We start from the raw sequence: 20,075 nt of genomic DNA, 5'->3' as shown, positions 1-20,075 counted from the left end.
GCTTGGAATATCCCCAGTGTACCACACCCGGCCCCTAAACACCAGAGCGGGATGCACCAAACCCCGGCACATCCCGCTCTTTTCACAAAATTCTGGAATTTACAGCTCCCGCACTGTCCAGTTCAGCAGCCGCCGCACCGACCAAACCGTCCAGCCCAGCAGTACCACCGTCAGCACTGCCATCAGCGCCCACAGGACGGTGGGATTGGCTTTGTACAGCTTGGTCAGATAATTGGGCGAAAAGCAGATCAGCATCCACAGCACCCACACGGCCCAGTAACCCTTGGGTCCGAAGGTGTTCACCGTGGCCGCCACACAGATGCTCAGCAGCACCGGAGCCAGCAAAATCAGCAGCCACTCCGCGGTGGGCAGCAGGGCCATGCCGTCCATGTCCAGCACAATCCCCCGGGGCGCATAGGCCAGCCGGTAGATCAGGTGGCTCAGCCCGTTCAGCCCAAAGAGCAGCACAGCGCTTGCCAGCGCGCCACCCAGATGCCAGACCACACAGCGCAGCACCTGCTGCCGCCGGGTCCCGCCCAGGGCAACGCCCAGCGTGAGCACCCGGTTCACCCGCTGAAACCCGGTGAACACACTCACAAAAGCCAGCAGAATCAGGCAGATCATGGCGGAGAGAATCACTGTGGTCGTTTCTTTGGTAATGGCCAGTGCCACTGCTGTGACGCCCTCGATCAGCAGCCAGAACACCAGCACCGCACCCAGCTGCCAGTCCAGCCCGCTGCCGTACATCAGCCACTGGCGGCGCAGCGTCTCTTTCTTCATTTCCCGTCCGCTCCTTTCCTCACAGCCAGTTCACTTGAGCAGTGCGGCACTGGCGATACAGCCCGAAGCTGGCCGCGCCGCCCATCACAAGGCTCACGCCGCAGATGCCCCACAGGATGGCATTCATGCCGAAAAACGAGAAGATCATGTGGGCGACCATAGCGGCGATGTATCCCAGATACAGCAGCATCACCAGTCCCCAGCCGAAGATCTTCCAGCTGGTTTTCTCCACCAGCGACAGCCAGCTTCCCATGGCCCCCATGGCCCACAGCAGCAAAAACAACGCCAGGCCGGAACCCCCTTCGGGCGATAGGGTAAGAAAACTCTTCGCATCCTCCGGCATAAAAGCCGCCGCACCCCAGTCCAGCATGGCCTGCATGGGCAGACATACAAGCGCCTGTACCACAATGGTCAGCTCCGTGGTTATCCAAAGGCTTTTGCGCACCGCTCCCATAGCAAGACCAATGTTCACCAGACTACGCACCGTTGAGGAACTGAATACCGTGGTGCTAATGAAAAATATCATCACACCGCCCCGGAGATAGGTGGCGAAGTAGGATTCCGGTCCAAAAATCGCCGTTCCCCCCAAGCAAACAATCACAAATGCGAAAATAATTCCCATTCCGGTGGCCGGATACCGCCAGAAGGCTTTGATGTTGTTAACCATCCTGCACCTCCCCGTGGCCGCACAGGGCCACAAACACCTTTTGCAGGTTCAGCGCGGTCACATCCACATCCCGGCCGCGCACCGCCTGCGCCAGCTTGTTTTCGCCGCAGCGCACCGTCACCGCCTTGTGGCGGCCCATCCGCTCGGTGCCAAGCACCGTCAGTCCCGCCGCAGCCGCGTCCACCTCGTCCTCCCGGCCGCTGATCAGGTGGAACTGGGCCACCAGCTCCTCGGTGGGGGCCTTTTCCAGAATGTGGCCCTCGTCCAGGATGATGACCTCCTCGAACACAGCGGCCGCCTCCTCAATAATGTGGGTGGACACCACAAAGGTGCGGCCGGTCTCGGCGTAGTCCTCCAGCAGCAGCTTGTAGAACAGCTCCCGGGCCACCACATCCAAGCCCGCCACCGGCTCGTCCAGCAGGGTGATGGGCGCCCGGCTGGCCAGTGCCACCACGATGGTGACCATGCTCAGCATGCCCTTGGACAGCTTGTTGATCCGCTTGTTCTCCTCCAGCCCAAACCGCTGGGCCAGCCGGTGGGCGTAAACGTCGTCCCAGTTTTTGTAATAGATGGAGGCGATGCGAAAATAGTCCTTCACCTTAAGCCCCGCGGCCACGCTGTTGGGTGCGCCGGAAAACTCCCGGGAAAAGCACAGCTGGCTCAGCGCCGCCGGATTTTCCCACACCGGCTCACCCCCGCAGGTGATTTGTCCCCCGTCCGCCGCCAGCTGGGCGGTGAGCAGGGCCAGCAGGGTGGTCTTACCCGCACCGTTTCGGCCGATCAGGCCATAAATGCGGCCCGGCTCGATGGTCAGGTCCAGGTTTTTCAGCACCTCTTTGGTTCCAAAGCTTTTGTTCAGGCCCACGGCCTTCAATGCCATCTGTTCCATACTCACGTTCCTCCCCGGCCCTTACTGGGCCTCGCTGTAAGCCCGGCGGATCATGCCGGCCAGTTCCTCCTCGCCCAGGCCAAGGCTTTTGGCCTCCTTTGCCAGGGCGGTTACATACTGCTGGTAAAAAGCGGCCCGGCGCTTTTGCTGCACCAGCGCCACTGCACCCTCGCTCACAAACATGCCGATGCCCCGCTTTTTATACAGCACACCCTCGTCCACCAGCAGGTTGATGCCCTTGGCCGCCGTGGCCGGGTTGATGCTGTATTGCCTCGCCAGCTCATTGGTGCTGGGCACCTGCTCGCCCTCCTGATAAATGCCGCGCAGGATGCTGTCCTCCAGCATTTTTGCAATCTGCAGATAGATGGAACTTTGATCGTTCAGCGTTCCATTCACAGCCTCGGCCTCCTTCCCGTCCTTCATGTTCATTGGTTCATTACTTATGTAACTAACTATACCACCTATGACAGAATCTGTCAAGGTCCGGCGATCACAAAAGGCTTTTGCCGCTGCCTCGGGCATGGTATACTAGGGCAATACCGCACAATTCACACCGAATGGTTCAGGCGGCGTATCACGCCAAAATTTTCTGTGATATTTTCCCAAAATGCTCGCCAATCCACAAAGGATTGGCTGCGCTTTTTGCTTCATCTAAAAAAAATTTTTCCGGCGTGCTCCACCACCTGGAATTGTGCGGTATTGCCCTATCGAAAGATAATCCCAAAGGAGACAGAACGCCCATGCCCACTCTTTCCCCCATCGCGCCGGATCTGCTGGCCTGGTTTTCCCAAAACGCCCGCACCCTTCCCTTCCGGCAGGACCCCACCCCCTACCACATCTGGGTCAGCGAAATCATGCTGCAGCAGACCCGGGTGGCCGCCGCGCTGGAATACTACGACCGCTGGATGAAGGCGCTGCCCACCATCCGGGATCTGGCCGAGTGCGACGAGGAGAAGCTGCACAAGCTGTGGGAGGGGCTGGGCTACTACAGCCGGGTGCGCAATCTGCAGAAGGCAGCCCGCATCGTGTGCCAGGAGTACGGCGGCCAGCTGCCCGCCGACCACAAAAAGCTGCTGGCGCTGCCCGGCATCGGAGACTACACCGCCGGAGCCATCGGGTCCATCGCCTTCCATCTGCCGGTGCCCGCGGTGGACGGCAACGTGCTGCGGGTGTTCAGCCGCCTGTATAACGATGACCGGGACATCGCGGACCCCAAAACAAAAAAAGCCTATACCCAGTGGGTGATGGAGCATCAGCCGCCGGAGGCCCCCGGCCCTTATAATGAGGCGCTGATGGAGCTTGGGGCACTGGTCTGCCTGCCCAACGGCGAGCCGCTGTGCGACGCCTGCCCGCTGGCCCACCTGTGCCGGGCCCGCCAGGCGGGCACCCAGAACACCTTGCCGGTGAAGAAGGCCGCCAAGGCCCGCCGCATTCAGCCGGTCACGGTGCTGCTGGTGAAAAGCGAACAGGGCTGGCTGCTCCAGCGCCGCCCGGACTCCGGCCTGCTGGCCGGGCTGTGGCAGCCCGCCCTCTTTGAAGAGGAGCTTTCCCGTCAGGAGGCCGCCGACCGGCTGGCAGCCCTGGGCATTTCCGTTCAGCTTAGCAGCCCCCTCAAGCCCGCCAAGCACATTTTCAGTCACATCGAGTGGCGCATGAACGGCTGGCAGGCCACCGCCGAAGCTGCCCCGCTTCCCGATGGCTATGTGTGGGCGGACCGGGAATCACTGGCGCAGCAATACACCCTGCCCGGAGCCTTCAAGGCCTACCGGCCGCTGCTGGAAACGGACGGCTGAACCCCCGTTTTTTCGTCCATGTTCACAAAATCATATTGTATTCCACCGCCCGGCGGGATATAATAAACCTATATACAACGAATTCCGGACCGGTGCATTTTGCCCGGCCATACTCAAGGAGGAATCGATTATGAAGCATTCTACCTTTGTTGCCGTTCTGCTGTTCCTGGCCGGTGCCGTAGGCGCACTGACCGCTGCCTGGCTGTACATCCGCCGCCGCGAGAAGGAGCTGGATGAATACGAGCAGCTGCTGTTCAGCGAGGACCTTGACGACGAGCCCCTCAGCGCCGAAGAGGACGTGGACGCCGCCGAGGAAGTTCAGGAGCCCGTGGACGAGGCCTGATCCATCAAGCAAGCACAAAAATGCCGCCGGGGGAATTCCCCGGCGGCATTTTTTCGTTTGTTTCGGCTTACTCCCGCCAGATCAGCTCGGGGCCGATCTCGGCCAGACTGTGCACACCGCACATGGCCATGGTATCCTGCAGTTCGGTCTTGAGCTTGTTGGTAAGCAGCGCCACACCCTCGGCCCCGCCGCCGTAAACGGCGGTCACATAGGGACGGGCCAGCAGAGCTGCGTCCGCACCCAGCGCCAGCGCCCGGAATACATCCAGACCGCTTCGGATGCCGCCGTCCACCAGAATCATCATCCGGCCCTTCACAGCCTTTGCAATGGCAGGCAGCACCTGGGCCGTGGGGGGCACGCCGTCCTGCACACGGCCGCCGTGGTTGGACACCACGATGCCCGCGGCCCCGGCCTCCAGCGCCTTCTCGGCGCCCTTCATGGTCATGATTCCTTTCAGAATGAAGGGCACGCCCGCGTATTCGATGATCTCCCGCAGCTCCTCCACGGTCTTGGGTCCGGCGGGCGGGTTCAGCCCCTTCAAAAAAGGCAGACCCGCGGCGTCAATGTCCATGGCGAACACCTTCGCACCCGCGGCCTTGGCCTCATCCAGCTTGGCAAACAGGGTATCCCGGTCCCAGGGCTTCACGGTGGGCACACCCCGGCCCCCGGCCGCACCAATGGCTGCCGAAGCCGCCCGGAATACCTCCGGGTCGGTGCCGTCGCCAGTGAAGGCCGCAATGCCTGTATCCGCACAGGCGGGTACCAGAATGCTGTTGTATTCATGGTCGGTGAATTTGTCGCCGTAATGCAGCTTTACCGCGCCCACCGGTGCGGCAAACACCGGCAGCTCGCAGGTCTGACCGAAGAAATCAAACCGGGTATCCACCGGTTTATTGTCGCAGATGGTGTCCATATTCACGCAGATCTTCTGCCAGGCCGCGTAGTTGGCGGCGGCCACGGTACCGGTGCCCTTCGCGCCGGGGCCGGGCATGGTGGCGCCGCAGGCCTTGCCGTTGCACACCGGGCACACCTTGCAGTAAGGGCCGCTGCAGGTGCGGGCAGCGGCAAGCATTTCCTGATAGGTCATGGTTTCATTCCTCCCTTTGCTGCTTTTGATTCTAGTCCCGGCGCACCCGCCGTGTCAAGCCATCGATTTTTTGCTGTGCATCGGCGGCAAATATGGTATAATGATACATATTATGGGGATTTCTGCCCCATTTTAACGACTGCCTGAAAAGGAGGCCGCTGGATGAAACGATTTTTCCTGTGGCTGCTCATGGTCGCCCTGTTCACCGGGGCTATCGTTGGAGGCAGCCTTGCCTTTTTGTATTACCACATCACCGAAGACGACCTGCCGGAAAAGGCCATCACCCTGGCGGGTCAGACCCTGGATGAGCCGGTGGGCTACCATTGGACGGTGCCCATCCTGGGCGGTATGGTCTGGCGGGAGCTGGACCTGAGCCCCGGCTCGGCCATTCAGACCCTGGAGGCGCCCATCACCACCGGCAGCGCCGAGCTGGTGCTGGCCGAGGGCATGACCGAAAGCTCTACCACCCTGCTGCTGCAGACCAAGGAGGGCGAAACCCTGTTTGAGGGCAGCGCCGCCCAGTGGAAGGACTACACCTTCCCCCAGGACGGCGTTTACCTGCTCACCATCCGGGCCGGCTGCGAGGACACCGGCCAGCGCCCGGGCAAGGCCTACGGCTGGTACCAGTATCAGTGCCGCTTCACCGTGAGCGCCGCGGCCAGCGTCACCCTTTCCAGCGAATCGGTGCGTCAGGGCGACACCGCGGCCATTTACGTGAGCGGTCTGCTGGGCCAGCAATCCGACCCGCCGGTGGCCGACACCGATCTGGGCCAGGTCTGGTTTGCCCCGGTAAGCGGCGGCTGGATCGGTTATCTGGGCATCCCCTACAACGCCACCGGCGGTGACCACACCATCACGGTGGAGGTGGGCAGCGAAACCCTGACCGCCACCCTCACGGTGGGGGCCAGCCAGTACACCACCACGACCCTGAGCGGCGGCGACGCCACCGCCGAAGCCAATGCCCAGTTCCGGGACAAGATCTACGGCTTCTACACCCAGGGCACCAATGAAAAGCTGTGGACCGGCCGGTTCTCGCCCCCGGTTCAGGGCAACATATTCCAGCCCTACGGCGCATATCTTATCGCAGACGACGGCTCCCGCGCAGGACAAGCCGCCAACCTTACCTACGTAACCACCCCCGGCAGCGAGGTGATCGCCCCCGCCACCGGCAAGGTGCTTCTGGCAGAAAACCTGCTGCTCACCGGCAACACCCTGGTGATCGACCACGGCTGCGGTGTGAAGAGCTATCTGTATCACCTGCAGGACCTGAACGTCGCTGTGGGTTCGATCGTGACGCAGGACCAGGTGCTGGGCCACGCACAGAACACCCTGATCTGGGAGGTCCGGGTGGGCAACAAGAGCGTGGACCCGGCCAAGCTGACCCAAACCACAGGCGGGCTGTTTTTCCAGCCCTGAACCCGCCGCGCCCCGCGCGGCCAAACCTTTGATGTGAGGTGGAACCATTGAACAAAGACGAAAAGCAGCCGGAGAACAGCGGCGTTCAGCCCGGTCAGGCGCCGGAGGAAACGCAGCCGGAAAACGGCGCACAAACCGCTGAAGAAGCCGCACCTGCCTCCGAACAGGAGGGCGGTGAAGAAGCTCCCGGCGAGGAACCGACGGAGGACGAGGAAACCCTTGACCCGGAAGACGGCGAGTATTTTGACGAAGAAGAATACGACTGGGAGGAAGACGAGCCCCTCAGCTTTGGTGCGCGCCTGTTCAGCGCCTCCACCTCGCTTTTGCGATGGATCGTGCTGGTGGCGGTGCTGCTGGCGTTGATTCTGGGCGGCACCTTCTTCAGCATGTACCGGAGTGTTAGCCTGAGCAGCCTGCCCCAATATGAGGTGAGCTGGGCGGGCCAGACGCTGGAGAGCGCCGGTTATGACTGGTCGGTACCGGTCATGGGCTTTTTGCATCGGGATTTCTCCAAAAAAGCGGGCAGCAGCTGGCAGGATCTGGAGCTGGTGAGCGAGAGCCACCCGGAGCTGGCACTGCCGGAGTACACCACCGCCGAGCTGACCATTCAAAACGAGGCGGGCGAAGCCCTGTTCGAGGGGGACGCGGCTGCCTACAACGACTTCCATTTCAGTGAAAACGGCGCCTATTCCGTCATCCTCACAGTGAACTCCCCGGAATCCACCGGCGCACAGGGCTCCTATACCTACCAGTTCAACTTCCAGCTGGAAGCCCAGCCCCGGCTGGTGCTCTCGGATACCGGCGTTGCCCAGGGCAGCGTGATCGGCGTTCGCCTGGAGGGTGTGCTGGGTGACATGGTTCCCGCCCTGACCACCGAGCTGGCCGAAATCCCCTTCACCCAGTACCAGGGTGAGTGGGTGGCCTTCGTGCCGGTGGACTACAACCAGATGGCGGGCGAATATACCATCAGCGCCACCGTGAACGGCCAGACCGTTACCGAAACGGTGCAGGTGTACGGGCGGCAGCGCCGTGAGCTGGACACCTACACCATCGACGGCACCTCTGCCATCCCCTATGTGGGCGCGCTGCCCAAGAACATGGACTTCCTGTGGGAGATCAACGACCCGGATATCTACTGGGACGGCTCCTTCATTCAGCCGGTGGAGGGCAAGATTCTGCGGGACTACGCAGTGCTGGAATACACTGACCGGCTGGACCCCACCGACCCGCTGAACGCGGCCATCCCGCTGGATCAGATCGCCGCCTATAACGCCAACATCGCCCCCCGGCGCAGCATCAACGTGACCATGGCCACCACCACCGGCAGCCCTGTGGTTGCCCCTGCCGCCGGCCGGGTGGTTTACGCCCAGACCAACGGCAGCCTGGGCCGTGTGGTGGTAATCGAGCACGGCTGCGGCGTGAAGAGCCTGTTCTACCTGCTGGGCCGCCGGGACGTTGATGAAGGCGACTTTGTAACCCAGGGCCAGCAGATCGGCACCACCCAGGGCCATGTGATCTGCGAAATGCGGGTAGGCGACATCCCCGTGAATCCCTGGGACGCCTGGCGCGGAGCAGGCGGACTGTTCTTCTGATTCTCCCATTCTGACCAAGGAGCTTATACCCTATGACCAAAACGCAAGCCCTTACCCGTACCGCCATGGGTGCAGTAATCATTGCTCTGTGTTCCTGGATCAGCATCCCGGCAGCCGTTCCCTTCACCCTGCAAACCTTCGGCATCTTTCTGGTGCTGGCGGCTCTTGGCAGCCGTCAGGGCAGTGTGGCGGTTGCCGTTTACATCCTGCTGGGCTTGATCGGTCTGCCGGTGTTTGCCGGCTTTTCCGGCGGACCGGGCGCACTGCTGGGCCCCACCGGCGGTTATATTGTTGGCTTTGCCTTTATCGGTCCCGCCTGCATGCTGGCGGATCGGCTGCCTGTGCCGGCACTGGTCCGCTCTGTTCTGGGCAATCTGGCCGGCCTGATGATCTGCTACGGCTTCGGCACCTTCTGGTTCATCCGGGTGTCGGCTGCAAGCGGCAGCGTTTACAGTCTGCCCGCGGTGCTGGCCATGTGCGTGGTGCCCTTCATTCTGCCGGATTGCATCAAGCTGGCTCTGGCGCTGACCGTCGGCCGCCGCCTGGCGCGGGCGCTCCGGCTCACAGGTGCTGCCTGCTGATCGGTTTTTAAACACAAAAAGAGGAAGGCCTGCTGCAAACGCAGCAGGCCTTCCCTTTTGTTTTTTATTCGGCTTCCTCCAGCGCAAAATCCCCCAGCGTCAGCTCGTCCAGCGCAGCCTGGGGCTCCGCGGCCAGACGGCGGCTCTGGTTCAGAATCGCCCGCTCCAGCAGGTTGCGGGCCATGCGGCCGTTGCCGTTCTCAGCGGCGTTTTCCGCCTGGGCTCGGGTGAAGTATTCGGTCAGCGGTTCCTGGCAGTCTTCAGCCAGCCGGTAGCCCCGTCCCTTCGCGCTCAGCTCCAGAATCCGCCACAGCTCCTCGCCGGTGTAATCCGGGAACTCAATCTTGTTGGGGAAACGGGAGGCAAGGCCGCTGTTGGCGGTCAAAAACTGCTCCATCTCTTTGGAATAGCCTGCCAGGATCACCACCAGGTCGTCCCGGTGGTCCTCCATGCCCTTCACCAGCGTGTCGATGGCCTCCAGCCCAAAGCTGTCGTCCTTGCCCCGGTAGAGGGAGTAGGCCTCGTCGATGAACAGCACGCCGCCCAGCGCCGAGCGGATCACCTGATTGGTGAGCGGCGCGGTGTGGCCCACATAGCGGCCTACCAAATCTGCCCGGCTCACCTCCACCAGCTGGCCGCCCCGCAACGCGCCGATGGCTTTGAGATATTTGCCCACCAGCCGTGCGATGGTGGTCTTACCGGTGCCCGGATTTCCCGCGAAGATCATGTGCATGGAAACCGACCCGGTCTTCATGCCCGCCTGAGCCCGGCGCTGGTTGGCCTGCACGCTGTCCTTCAGGCGCAGCACGTAGTCCTTCACCTCGGCAAGGCCCACGATGTTTTCCAGCTCCCGGTCCACCTCGTCCAGCATGCCGGTGTACTCCTGCCGCAGCAGCCTCAGCAGGTCCTCCGACTGGCCGCTGTTCACCGAAACCAGCGCCCGGCCCTCCGGTGCGGTGAGCGCAGCCGCCGCGCCCGCCGCCGGTTCCTGTTCCAGCTTATACTCCGCCAGCGCCTTAAAGCACCGGTCATAAAATTCCCCGATGGGCGCCGCCCCCCGGCCGGGGCTTGCCTGTCGCCGGGCCAGCGCTCTGAAATTCTCGTCTGCCGTGACGGTCAGCTTCAGCTGCCGGGCCGCGTGCACGGTCAGCTGCTCCAGCCCCCGCCCGGCGATGGCCTCCAGCTCCTCCTCGGTGAAGGGCTGGGTGGCGCACACGTCGCTCAGCGCGTTCACCAGGCCCGCGCCCATCCGGTCCGCCAGCTTTTCCGGGCCCTTTTCGCTCAGGAACACCAGATACTTGCCCCGGGGCGTCAGCTCGCTCACCGCGTCCGGCACCAGGGCGGTGCCCACGTCCACCAGCATCCCCTTCTGCACCGCGTAGCGGCTGTTCAGCGGGGCCTTGCCGGTCTGGGCCAGCGTCGCCAGGGTATTCAGAAAGCCCGGGTGGCACCGCTCGTAATCACAGAACACCAACACCTGCCCCGGCCCGTTCAGTGCGCTGTACAGGTCCTGCAAAAACAGTTTTTCCTGTCCGGGACCCGGGTAGAGTCCCAGATCCATCCAGGCAATCTGCGGCCCGCTCAGCAGCTTGCGGGCCGCCATTTCCCGGGCAATGGCTTCCAGCGCCGTGTGCTTACCGGTGCCCGCCGGGCCGTGAACTAGCAGCACACCACGCGCGGCTTCACCCGTGGTGCCCAGCACGAAGGGCCGCTTGAAGGCCCGCACCAGCTGTTTGAGGAATTCCGGCTGGCCCAGCACGGTTTTTGCCAACGTCTCTTCCAGCCCGTCAAAGGCGTCCGTCTGCACCGGAGCGGGCACCGTGCGCCGGGCCGCCTGGGTCTCGGCCTCGGTGAGCAGACCATCCCGCTGCATGGTGTGCTCCAGCTCGCCGCCCAGCCGGGCGATCTCCTGGGCCTGGCGGGCCAGTGCCTCATCCAGTGCCTTCTGGTTCTGCTGCAGCGTTTTCTGCGCGTCCTGCGCCGGCTTCTGGCTCTGGGCCGGCTTTGCCGTACCCGCCCGCAGCCGCCCGCCGGGGCCGAACACTCCGTTCATCAGGTCTTCCCAATCGGTGGAACCCATGCGCATCTCCATCCCTTCCTGGTTGATTCTCTTGTATTGTAACACAGTTTCCCCCGCTTGTTCACCGGTCTATGCAGAAAACAGGTCCGGCGGCGCAAAATGCGCCGCCGGACCTGCTGTTTTATCGAGGCAGAAGTGCCTGAATGCTCCGCCATACCTCTTCGTTCACCGGCACGCCCTGCCGGAGGTTCTCTTCCCGGGTCTGCCAGGTGCGCTCGCCGGGATACCGCACCCGGCCGCCCGGCTCCATGGGCTGTGCGTTCCGCAGATCCTCCAGCACCGGCTCCAGAATCCGGTCGATCTCTTCCGGCGTGGTGAAGGCCGGGTCCAAAGCCAGAAACACCTGGCTCAGACCGATTTCATCGGCATATTTGCGGCCGATATCGCTCACGGTATTCCCGCCGGAAAGCACCGCCCCGATCATATCCAGCACCATGGACAGGCCGCTGCCCTTCCAATAGCCGATGGGCAGTACCCGCCGGGTGCGGGCAATGGCCTCCGGATCGTCGGTCAGATTTCCCTCCTCATCCCAGCCGCCGGGCACCGGCAGCCGCTCCCCGTTCATCCGGGCCAGATCGATGCGCCCGTAGGAAAACTGGCTCATGGAGCAGTCCATCACGATGTGCCGCCCGTCGCTGCGGGGCACGCTGAGCACAAAGGGATTGTTGCCCACCAGCGGCTGGAAGGACCCCCAGGCGGGAGTGTTGGGCCGGGTGTTGGTCCAGCAGATGCCGATCAGCCCCGCGTCCGCTGCCTGCCAGCCGTAGGCGCCGCCCCGCATCCAGTGGTTGGTATTGCCCATGGCCACACAGCCCACGCCGTTCTGCTTTGCCAGCGCGCAGGCCCGTTCCATGGCGAGCCGGGCATTCACATTGCCCAGCCCCATGTGGCCGTCCCAGCGTTCCACACTGCCCATTCCAGCCACACATTCCGACCGGGCGCTGCCGTCGATCAGCCCCCGGTCCAGATAATCGATTACCCGGGGAAACCGGTTCACCCCGTGGCTGTAAACCCCGTCCACGCTGGACCGGGTAAAATTCTCTGCGGCGATGCGGGCCGTTTCGGTCTCCACACCCCGGCTGAGCAGGATGGTCTCGAAGGTTTCTTGCAGGAATTGTACCGGAATTCTCATGGCTGTTCTTCCCTTTCCCCAATGGATTTGTCTCCAGTATAACCGGAAGGCTCTCTGCCGCCCATATACGCAGTTCACAAAATCGGATGATTCTTTTCGTCAGAACGCACGGTCTTTCGCCCGAGTTGCACCCGGATTTCAAGGCAGACAAAAAGGGCTTCCGGCCAGTGGCCGGAAGCCCTTTTGAAACATCACACGTTGCCGAACTCGCTGAGCTCCAGGCCCTCGTTGTGCTGCTGGGCCCAGTTGATGGCCCAGGGGGTGGTAAAGAGCAGCAGCTTGTTGCCCTTCAGATCCTCGATGCGCTTGGTGTCGCTGGTCAGGTCCAGATCCTTCGGGTCCAGGTCCTCGTTCTCGATCCAGCGGATGTGCTCGAAGGGAAGCTTCTGCATGCGGATGTCCACGTTGTACTCGTTCTTCAGCCGGTACTCCAGCACCTCGAACTGCAGCACGCCCACAACGCCCACGATGACCTCCTCCATGCCGCCGTTCAGCTCGCGGAAGATCTGGATGGCGCCCTCCTGGGCCACCTGCTCCATACCCTTCACGAACTGCTTGCGCTTCATGGTGTCCACCTGGGTGATCCGGGCAAAATGCTCGGGCGCGAAGGTGGGGATGCCCGCATACTGGATCTTCTCCTTGCCGGTGCACAGGGTGTCGCCGATGGAGAAGATGCCCGGGTCGAACAGGCCGATGATGTCACCGGCGTAGGCCTCATCCACGGTGGCCCGGTCCTGAGCCATCAGCTGGGTGGACTGGGCCAGCTTGATCTTCTTGCCGCCCTGTACGTGGGTGACCTCCATACCGCGCTCGAACTTGCCCGAGCAGATGCGCATAAAGGCAATGCGGTCCCGGTGGGCCTTGTTCATGTTGGCCTGAATCTTGAAGATGAAGCCGGAGAAGGTGTTCTGGGCGGGCTCGATCAGCTCGTCGCCGCTCTTGCGGGGCAGCGGGCTGGGAGACAGGCGCAGGAACTCCTTCAGGAAGGGCTCCACACCGAAGTTGGTCAGCGCGGAACCGAAGAACACCGGGCTCAGGCGGCCGGTCTGCACGGCCTCCATGTCGAAGTCGTAGCTGGCGCCGTCCAGCAGTTCGATGTCCTCGGCCAGCTTCTCATGCAGAGGGGCGGTGATCAGCTCGTCCAGGCTGGGATCGCCCAGCTCGGCCTCGATCTTGTCCAGAATCTTCACGCCGTTGGCCTTGCCGTCGCTCTGGAAGGCCAGGATGTGGCGGCTCTCCCGGTCGAACACGCCCTTGAACTCCTTGCCGCAGCCGATGGGCCAGTTCATGGGATAGGTCTGGATGCCCAGGATGTTCTCGATCTCCTCCATCAGGTCAAAGGGGTCCCGTGCCTCACGGTCCATCTTGTTGATGAAGGTGAAGATGGGAATGTGGCGCAGGGTACATACCTTGAACAGCTTGATGGTCTGGGCCTCAACGCCCTTGGCGGCGTCGATGACCATGACCGCCGCGTCGGCGGCCATCAGGGTGCGGTAGGTATCCTCAGAGAAGTCCTGGTGACCGGGGGTATCCAGGATATTGACGCATTTGCCGTCGTATTCAAACTGCAGCACCGAGCTGGTGACCGAGATACCACGCTGCTTCTCGATCTCCATCCAGTCGCTGACCGCGTGGCGGGCGCTCTGCTTGCCCTTAACGCTGCCTGCCTGCTGGATTGCGCCGCCGTACAACAGCAGCTTTTCGGTGAGGGTGGTCTTACCGGCGTCCGGGTGGCTGATGATCGCAAAGGTGCGCCGGCGCTGGATCTCTTGCCGTAAATCGGCCATAGATGCTTATCCTCCTTATATTCTGGGGCGGCGCACACACGCCGCGCGAGGTTTGGTCCTTAAAAACACAACACTCTATATATTATTACATCCAAAAGGGCTTTTTCAAGAGGGCCGGGCCAAATTTCGCCCGCCGGGCAAAAAACCGGCGATTTGTCCCGTTTTATGCGCCTCTCGACGGTTTTTTCCCGCTATGATATACTGAGAACAACGGGTCCGCCATGCGGACAGGCGGCCCGGAAAACAAGCCTGATTTTTGCGGCAAGGGGTTGACCATTTGAGAAACATCGCCATTGTGGAAGACGAGGACCTGGCGGCGCAGGCCCTCATTGACCACATCAAGCAATACGAGGCCCAGACCGGGCAAAGCTTCCAGATTTTTCGCTTTGCCAACGGAGCGGATTTTCTGCAGGACTACCGCGCGGTTTATGCGGTGGTGTTCCTGGATGTGCAGATGCCCAGAATGAACGGTCTGGAAACGGCGCTGCAGCTTCGCCGGTGCGACAAGAACGTCTCCATCATATTCATCACCAACCTGGTGCAGTATGCTCTGAAGGGCTACGAGGTGGATGCGGTGAGCTACCTGATCAAGCCGGTGAGCTACTACGATTTTTCCATGAAATTCAAAAAAGCGCTGGACATCTATCTGCTCAACGAGGACCGCAGCTTTACCGTGAACACCCCCGGCGGGCTGTGCCGGATCTCCACCGACAAGCTGATGTATGTGGAGATCATGAATCACCGGCTGTTTTACCATCTGATCGACGATGTGATCGAGATGACGGGCGTGCTCTCCGGCGTGGAGCAGCAGCTGAGCCGGTTCGGTTTTCTGCGCTGCAACAAGTGCTATCTGGTGAATCCGAAATTCATTGTAAAAGTAAAGGGCAGCACGGTGCAGGTGGGCGACAATCTGCTGCAGATCAGCCGCCCACGCCGGGCGGCATTTCTGGCGGAGCTTGCCAACTGGTATGCGGGTTCTGCGGGAGGTGAATGAGCATGGAAAACTTTCTGTTCACCTACTGTTACATCATGCTGGAGTTTCTGTTCGGGTTGTATCTGTTTTACGGCATGACCCTGTGGAACCTGCACCGGGCGGGCCGGTTCTGGCTGCGGCTGATTCTCGGCTTTGCGGGAGTGCTGGCTTTAACCGGCGCGGCCTCCTGGGTTTATCTATTCTGGGGGCAGAGCGCTCTGGGCCGCAGTGCCATCTATATCGTTCTCTTTGCAGCCGCCATCGCACACGTCCGGCTGTGCTTCGATGAGCCCTTTCTCACCATTTTGTTCTGCTGCAGTGTGGCCTATGCCGCCCAGAACCTGTGCTACAAGCTGTATCTCACGGTGGTCTGCGGCGCAGAACTGCTCCGGTTCAGCGGCGGCGGCTTCCCCTTCGACGTTTACAGCGGACTGTTCCATCACGGCTTTTATGTGGCGGCGGCATTGGTGCTTTACCGGCTGTTTCTCCGCCGGGTGGCACGGCTTGCCGCGAGCTGCCGGCTGGACCGGCAGATGCTTTCCCTTTCGGTGGTGGTGCTGCTGATCACCGCAATCCTCTGCTCGGTGGAGGATGTATACTTCGCCCGGCTGAGCATCGGCTGGGAAAACCAGTTTGAACACACCGCCCTCTTTGTGCTCCGCCAGTCGGGCAATCTGTTCTCGGTCACCTGCTGTGCCATCGTTCTGCTTCTGGCCTGGCGCACCATCGAGCAGCGGGAGCTTGCCCAGGAGGTGGAATACCTTCAGCACACCATCCGCCAGAGCCAGCGTCAATACGAGATCTCCCGCGACACCATCGAGCGGATCAACATCAAATGCCACGACATCAAATATCAGATTGCCTCTCTGGCGGCGCAGGGCCGCCCCCTCGGGCCGGATGCGGTGTGCGACCTGGAAAAGGCCATCTCCATCTACGACACCCGCATCGAGACCCATAACCAGCTGCTGGATGTGCTGCTCACCGAAAAGAGCCTTTACTGCGAACAGAACGGCATCCAGCTCTCCTGTATGGTGGACGGGGAAAAGCTGGCTTTTCTGGAAAGCAGCGATTTGTACTGCCTGTTCGGCAACGTGATCGACAACGCCCTGGAGGCGGTGACCGCCGTACCCCAGCGGGAACGGCGCATCATCAATCTGGTAGTCAAGGCCCGGGGCAGCATGCTGCTCATCCAGCAGGACAACTACTTTGACGGCACGCTCACCTTCCAGAACGGTCTGCCTTTGACCACCAAGGCGGATACCTCCTGCCATGGCTTCGGCCTGCGGAGCATCCAGATGATCGTGCACAAATACGATGGCGAGCTGACGGCTCATGTGGACGGGGACGTATTCCACCTGAACATCCTGTTCAGCCTGGCCGACCGCTGAGCCCCGCCTTCAAACGGCCAAATGTGCAATACACGAAAAAAAGCTGCAGTTTAGGGAACACCCATTGCCAGGGGTGTTCCCTTTTGTTATAGTTTGGGCCGAAGAGCCGGCCCCGGCGGTTTCTCCTTGCGTTTTCTCCGACCTTTTTCCCTGGCACGGGGCCGGTTTTCCGGAGAAAGGAGCAAGGCGGGCAGGCGCGCTTTTTGCCCGGCGCGGCTGCAAAGCAGATACTTGTAAGGAGGATTTTCATGGCAAAGGACAAGAAGAAAAAACTGAGCGCGAAGGCGTTCACCGCGATCCTCACGCCGCTGCTGGCCATCCTGCTGGCGTTCTCGATCGCGCTTTCCGTCATCACCACCTCGATGTATGATCTGGTGCTGCGCGACATCTTCGGCGAGACGGATTTCTCCAGCAGCAGCGCTGTGGACGGCGTGGATGCCGCCTACTACACCCGCGACATCACCGACTCCGAAGCCCTGCAGGCCGCAGAGCAGGAATTCACCCGCAAAGCCGGTGCGGAAGGCTTTGTACTGCTCTACAACAACACCGAGAACGGCAAGGGTCTGCCCGTGGCCGCCGGCTCCAAGCTGAGCCTGTTCTCTGCCTCCTCGGTGGACCTGCTGGCCGGCGGCACCGGTTCCGGCGTGAGCACCATCTCCAGCGACATGCGCACCGCTCTGCTGGAGCAGGGCTTTGATGTGAACGAGTCCCTGTGGAAGTTCTACACCGACAACCACAGCACCTACACCCGCGGCGGCGGCGCCATCATGTACGGCGGCGCTGAGGACTGGTCCATCAACGAGGCTCCCATCTCCGCCATTCCCGACGAGGCCAAGCAGGAGGCCGAAGGCACCATCCCCGTCTTCTTCATCGCCCGCACCGGCGGCGAGGGCCGCGACCTGGGCCGCTACATGGGCGACTGGACCGACATTGAAGAGGATAAGGACAAGCACTACCTGGAGCCGGACAGCGTGGAGCTGGGCGTGATCCAGTACCTGAACGACAACTTCAACAACGTGATTCTGGTGGTCAACACCAACAACGCCTTTGAGCTGGGCTGGGTGAAGGATTACCCCAACATCTCCGCGGTGCTGTGGGCCCCCGGCGCAGGCGGCGACACCTGCCGTTCCATTGCGGACGTACTGAGCGGCAGCGTGAACCCCTCCGGCCATCTGGTGGACACCTTCGCTTACGACCTGTTCTCCTCCCCCGCCATGCAGAACATGGGCGACATGATGATGGTCAATAACGGCAGCGATGTGGAGGCCGCCGTGTTCTACGACGAAGGCATCTACGTGGGCTACAAGTACTACGAGACCCGCTACTTCGACAAGACCCTGGACCAGGGCAACGCGGGTGACTATGACTACGCCACCACCGTACAGTATCCCTTCGGCTACGGCCTGTCCTACACCACCTTCCAGTGGTCCGACTTCACCATGAGCGAGATGGACGCCAACGGCGATATTCAGGTGAACGTGACCGTGACCAACACCGGCTCGGTGGCCGGCCGCGATGTGGTGCAGCTGTATCTGAACAGCCCTTACACCGAATACGACAAAACCAACCACATTGAGAAGGCTTCCTCCTCTCTGGTGGGCTTTGAGAAGACCGGCGAGCTGGCTCCCGGCCAGTCCGAGACCGTTACCATCACGGTGAACAAAAAGGACTTCATTTCCTATGACGACGTGCAGGCCAAGACCTACATTCTGGAGGCCGGCGACTACCTGCTGACTGCCGCCTCCAACGCCCATGCGGCCAACAACAACTTCCTGGCCTATGCGGGTGTGGAGAGCGACGGCCTGTTCGGCACCCCCGATGCAAGCTTTGTGGGCTGCTGGACCTACAACTACACCGACAACGGCGGCGTGGACAACGTGACCTATGCCACCTCTGCCGCCGGTGCCGAGATCACCAACCAGTTCGACCATGCCAGCTACGATGAGCTGACCCCCCGCGACCAGTACCTGTCCCGTCAGGACTGGGCAGGCACCTTCCCCACCACCCACGGTACTCAGGACAGCCAGCGCAAGAGCGAGTTCAGCGAAAAGAACGGCTACACCTGGGAGGTGGAGGTCTCCGATGAGATCAAAGAAGCCATCCAGGCCAAGGGCGCCGAGGCGTCCCTAAACCCCATGACCGAGGAAGAGGCCGCCGCACTGGACGGCACCTACGGCAATGACGGCGATCTGGAGCTGATTGACTTCCGCGGCCGCGACTTCGACGAAGTGGAGGCCGAAGGCGGCTGGGATGCCCTGATTGACCAGATGGATGCCACCGAGCTGGAAACCATCGTGCGCAACGGCGGTTACCAGACTCTGGCCTCCTCCAACGTGGGCAAGCCCCGTGCCATTGACTACGACGGCCCCTCCGGCCTGAACGAGGGCGGCATCACCCACGAGCCCTATTCCATCACCTATCCCTGCGCCACCAACCTGGCCGCCAGCTGGGACCGCAACAACTCCTACCTGCACGGCTACTATGTGGGCGAGGACGCTCTGGCCGCCGACGGCAACTGGGGCACCCATACCTACATCGGCCTGATCAGCGGCTGGTACGCACCCGCCATGAACATCCACCGCACCCCCTTCGCCGGCCGTAACTTTGAGTACTATTCCGAGGACGGCTTCATGTCCGGCGAGCTGGCTCTGCAGGCCGCCAGCGCCTGTGCGGAAAAGGGCGTATACGCCTACATCAAGCACTTCGCACTGAACGACCAGGAGGATCACCGCAGCCATGTGGCCACCTTCTCCAACGAGCAGGCCATCCGCGAGATCTACCTCAAGCCTTTCCAGACCTGCATCGAAGAGCGGCCCACCACCGAGATCATGGTGCAGCAGTACGACGAGGCCACCGACAGCTTCACCCAGACCACTGCCGAAATCCCGGCGGTAATGACCGTGATGTCCGCCTTCAACCGGGTGGGCTGCACCTGGTCCGGCGGTGACTACAATCTGCTCACCGGCGTTCTGCGCAACGAATGGGGCTTTGACGGCACCGTAATCACCGACTACGACAACGGCGGCGTGATGGATACCGAGCAGTGCATCCGCGCCGGCGGCGACCTGAAGCTCACCGGCTACGAGGTGGACGCTCCGCTGGACATCACCAACCCCGCTTCCCGCTACTTTGCCCGTCAGGCGCTCAAGCACATCCTGTATACCACCGTGAACTCCAACGCCATGAACGGCATCGTGCACGGCACCGCAGTGGGCGAGCTGCCCTTTGCCAACTACTACTTCATCCTGATCGGTGAAGGCATCATTGCCACCGGCCTGATCGCCTGGGGCGTGGTGGCCATCGTCCGCCGCTGGAAGAAGGAAAAGAAAGGCGCTCAGACAAACGCATAACCCTTTTTTCGCACAACCGCATTGAGAAAATCGTTTCCTCGTCTCAATGAAAAAGGAGCCTTCCCGGCGGGAAGGCTCCTTTCAGCCTGTCGAAAAAGGTCACCGAAAGGCGGCCTTTTTCTCGTATTGAGGAAAAGAAAGCGGTATAATAGTGTGGGGGGGATAAAAATGTTGGTAAAGAACGCAGAAAATCGAGGACAGCTGGAATTTGTAAGTT

17 protein-coding genes are annotated in these 20,075 nt (G+C 61.6%); 8 read left to right on the top strand and 9 right to left on the bottom strand.

All coding sequences use genetic code 11. The annotated features are described in order from the left end of the window. Positions 1 to 99 precede the first annotated feature (99 nt). The 5 genes from PH256_RS12790 to PH256_RS12770 all read right to left on the bottom strand — a co-directional run bounded on the left by PH256_RS12790 (position 100) and on the right by PH256_RS12770 (position 3,084). Entirely contained in the window at positions 100 to 780 is a 681-nt protein-coding gene (locus PH256_RS12790; RefSeq protein ID WP_270914484.1) for a hypothetical protein, read from the bottom strand. A gap of 19 nt (positions 781 to 799) precedes the next feature. Continuing rightward, complete coding sequence (locus PH256_RS12785) at positions 800 to 1,447, bottom strand: hypothetical protein (protein WP_270914483.1); 648 nt, start codon at positions 1,445 to 1,447, stop codon at positions 800 to 802. Then, positions 1,440 to 2,336 carry an ATP-binding cassette domain-containing protein gene (locus PH256_RS12780; RefSeq protein ID WP_270914482.1) on the bottom strand — a complete coding sequence of 299 codons (897 nt, stop codon included), beginning with the start codon at positions 2,334 to 2,336 and terminating at the stop codon, positions 1,440 to 1,442. The genes PH256_RS12785 and PH256_RS12780 overlap by 8 nt, the downstream gene beginning before the upstream one ends. Before the next feature lie 21 nt (positions 2,337 to 2,357). Next, complete coding sequence (locus tag PH256_RS12775) at positions 2,358 to 2,759, bottom strand: GntR family transcriptional regulator (RefSeq protein WP_270914481.1); 402 nt, start codon at positions 2,757 to 2,759, stop codon at positions 2,358 to 2,360. Between the two features lie 151 nt (positions 2,760 to 2,910). Continuing rightward, a complete protein-coding gene (locus tag PH256_RS12770) occupies positions 2,911 to 3,084 on the bottom strand; it encodes a hypothetical protein (RefSeq protein WP_270914480.1) in 174 nt (57 codons plus the stop codon). Here PH256_RS12770 and mutY point away from each other — a divergent pair. Both mutY and PH256_RS12760 read left to right on the top strand, forming a co-directional pair. Continuing rightward, entirely contained in the window at positions 3,077 to 4,129 is a 1,053-nt protein-coding gene (mutY, locus tag PH256_RS12765; RefSeq protein ID WP_270914479.1) for an A/G-specific adenine glycosylase, read from the top strand. The two genes, PH256_RS12770 and mutY, sit on opposite strands and share 8 nt — an antisense overlap. 130 nt (positions 4,130 to 4,259) lie before the next feature. After that, positions 4,260 to 4,472, top strand: coding sequence for a hypothetical protein (locus tag PH256_RS12760; protein ID WP_087184901.1), 213 nt, complete (start codon positions 4,260 to 4,262; stop codon positions 4,470 to 4,472). Positions 4,473 to 4,539: 67 nt separating this feature from the next. Here the strand turns inward: PH256_RS12760 and PH256_RS12755 are convergent, their stop codons facing one another. Further along, positions 4,540 to 5,559 carry an alpha-hydroxy-acid oxidizing protein gene (locus tag PH256_RS12755; protein ID WP_270914478.1) on the bottom strand — a complete coding sequence of 340 codons (1,020 nt, stop codon included), beginning with the start codon at positions 5,557 to 5,559 and terminating at the stop codon, positions 4,540 to 4,542. Positions 5,560 to 5,721: 162 nt separating this feature from the next. Here PH256_RS12755 and PH256_RS12750 point away from each other — a divergent pair, with 162 nt between their 5' ends. Genes PH256_RS12750 through PH256_RS12740 form a run of 3 tightly spaced genes read left to right on the top strand, consistent with a single transcriptional unit; the run spans position 5,722 to position 9,148 of the window. After that, positions 5,722 to 6,975 (top strand): murein hydrolase activator EnvC family protein, encoded by a 1,254-nt coding sequence (locus PH256_RS12750; RefSeq protein WP_270914477.1) that lies wholly within the window; start codon positions 5,722 to 5,724, stop codon positions 6,973 to 6,975. Positions 6,976 to 7,022: 47 nt separating this feature from the next. Further along, the gene (locus tag PH256_RS12745) at positions 7,023 to 8,567 is read left to right on the top strand and encodes a M23 family metallopeptidase (RefSeq protein WP_270914476.1); all 1,545 of its coding nucleotides are present in this window, start codon (positions 7,023 to 7,025) and stop codon (positions 8,565 to 8,567) included. A gap of 32 nt (positions 8,568 to 8,599) precedes the next feature. Next, positions 8,600 to 9,148, top strand: coding sequence for a biotin transporter BioY (locus tag PH256_RS12740; RefSeq protein ID WP_270914475.1), 549 nt, complete (start codon positions 8,600 to 8,602; stop codon positions 9,146 to 9,148). A gap of 64 nt (positions 9,149 to 9,212) precedes the next feature. Here the strand turns inward: PH256_RS12740 and PH256_RS12735 are convergent, their stop codons facing one another. The 3 genes from PH256_RS12735 to PH256_RS12725 all read right to left on the bottom strand — a co-directional run bounded on the left by PH256_RS12735 (position 9,213) and on the right by PH256_RS12725 (position 14,147). Further along, a complete protein-coding gene (locus tag PH256_RS12735; protein WP_270914474.1) occupies positions 9,213 to 11,240 on the bottom strand; it encodes an AAA family ATPase in 2,028 nt (675 codons plus the stop codon). Positions 11,241 to 11,349: 109 nt separating this feature from the next. Beyond that, positions 11,350 to 12,360, bottom strand: coding sequence for a 3-dehydro-L-gulonate 2-dehydrogenase (gene yiaK, locus PH256_RS12730; RefSeq protein ID WP_270914473.1), 1,011 nt, complete (start codon positions 12,358 to 12,360; stop codon positions 11,350 to 11,352). Between the two features lie 191 nt (positions 12,361 to 12,551). Continuing rightward, on the bottom strand, positions 12,552 to 14,147 hold the full coding sequence (locus PH256_RS12725; RefSeq protein WP_058963499.1) for a peptide chain release factor 3: 1,596 nt from the start codon (positions 14,145 to 14,147) through the stop codon (positions 12,552 to 12,554). 277 nt (positions 14,148 to 14,424) lie between these two features. Here PH256_RS12725 and PH256_RS12720 point away from each other — a divergent pair, with 277 nt between their 5' ends. The 3 genes from PH256_RS12720 to PH256_RS12710 all read left to right on the top strand — a co-directional run bounded on the left by PH256_RS12720 (position 14,425) and on the right by PH256_RS12710 (position 19,858). Continuing rightward, positions 14,425 to 15,141, top strand: coding sequence for a LytR/AlgR family response regulator transcription factor (locus tag PH256_RS12720; RefSeq protein WP_158096470.1), 717 nt, complete (start codon positions 14,425 to 14,427; stop codon positions 15,139 to 15,141). A 2-nt stretch (positions 15,142 to 15,143) separates the two neighbouring features. Continuing rightward, positions 15,144 to 16,508: an ATP-binding protein gene (locus tag PH256_RS12715; RefSeq protein WP_270914472.1), complete on the top strand. Its 1,365-nt coding sequence runs from the start codon at positions 15,144 to 15,146 to the stop codon at positions 16,506 to 16,508. 248 nt (positions 16,509 to 16,756) lie between these two features. Continuing rightward, entirely contained in the window at positions 16,757 to 19,858 is a 3,102-nt protein-coding gene (locus tag PH256_RS12710) for a beta-glucosidase (RefSeq protein WP_270914471.1), read from the top strand. The last annotated feature ends 217 nt before the right edge of the window (positions 19,859 to 20,075 follow it).

The organism is Allofournierella sp. CML151, from assembly GCF_027853465.1.
Taxonomy (GTDB): domain Bacteria; phylum Bacillota; class Clostridia; order Oscillospirales; family Ruminococcaceae; genus Allofournierella.
The sequence above is the reverse complement of the archived record's forward strand: the minus strand, read 5'-3'. Positions and strand labels throughout refer to the sequence as shown.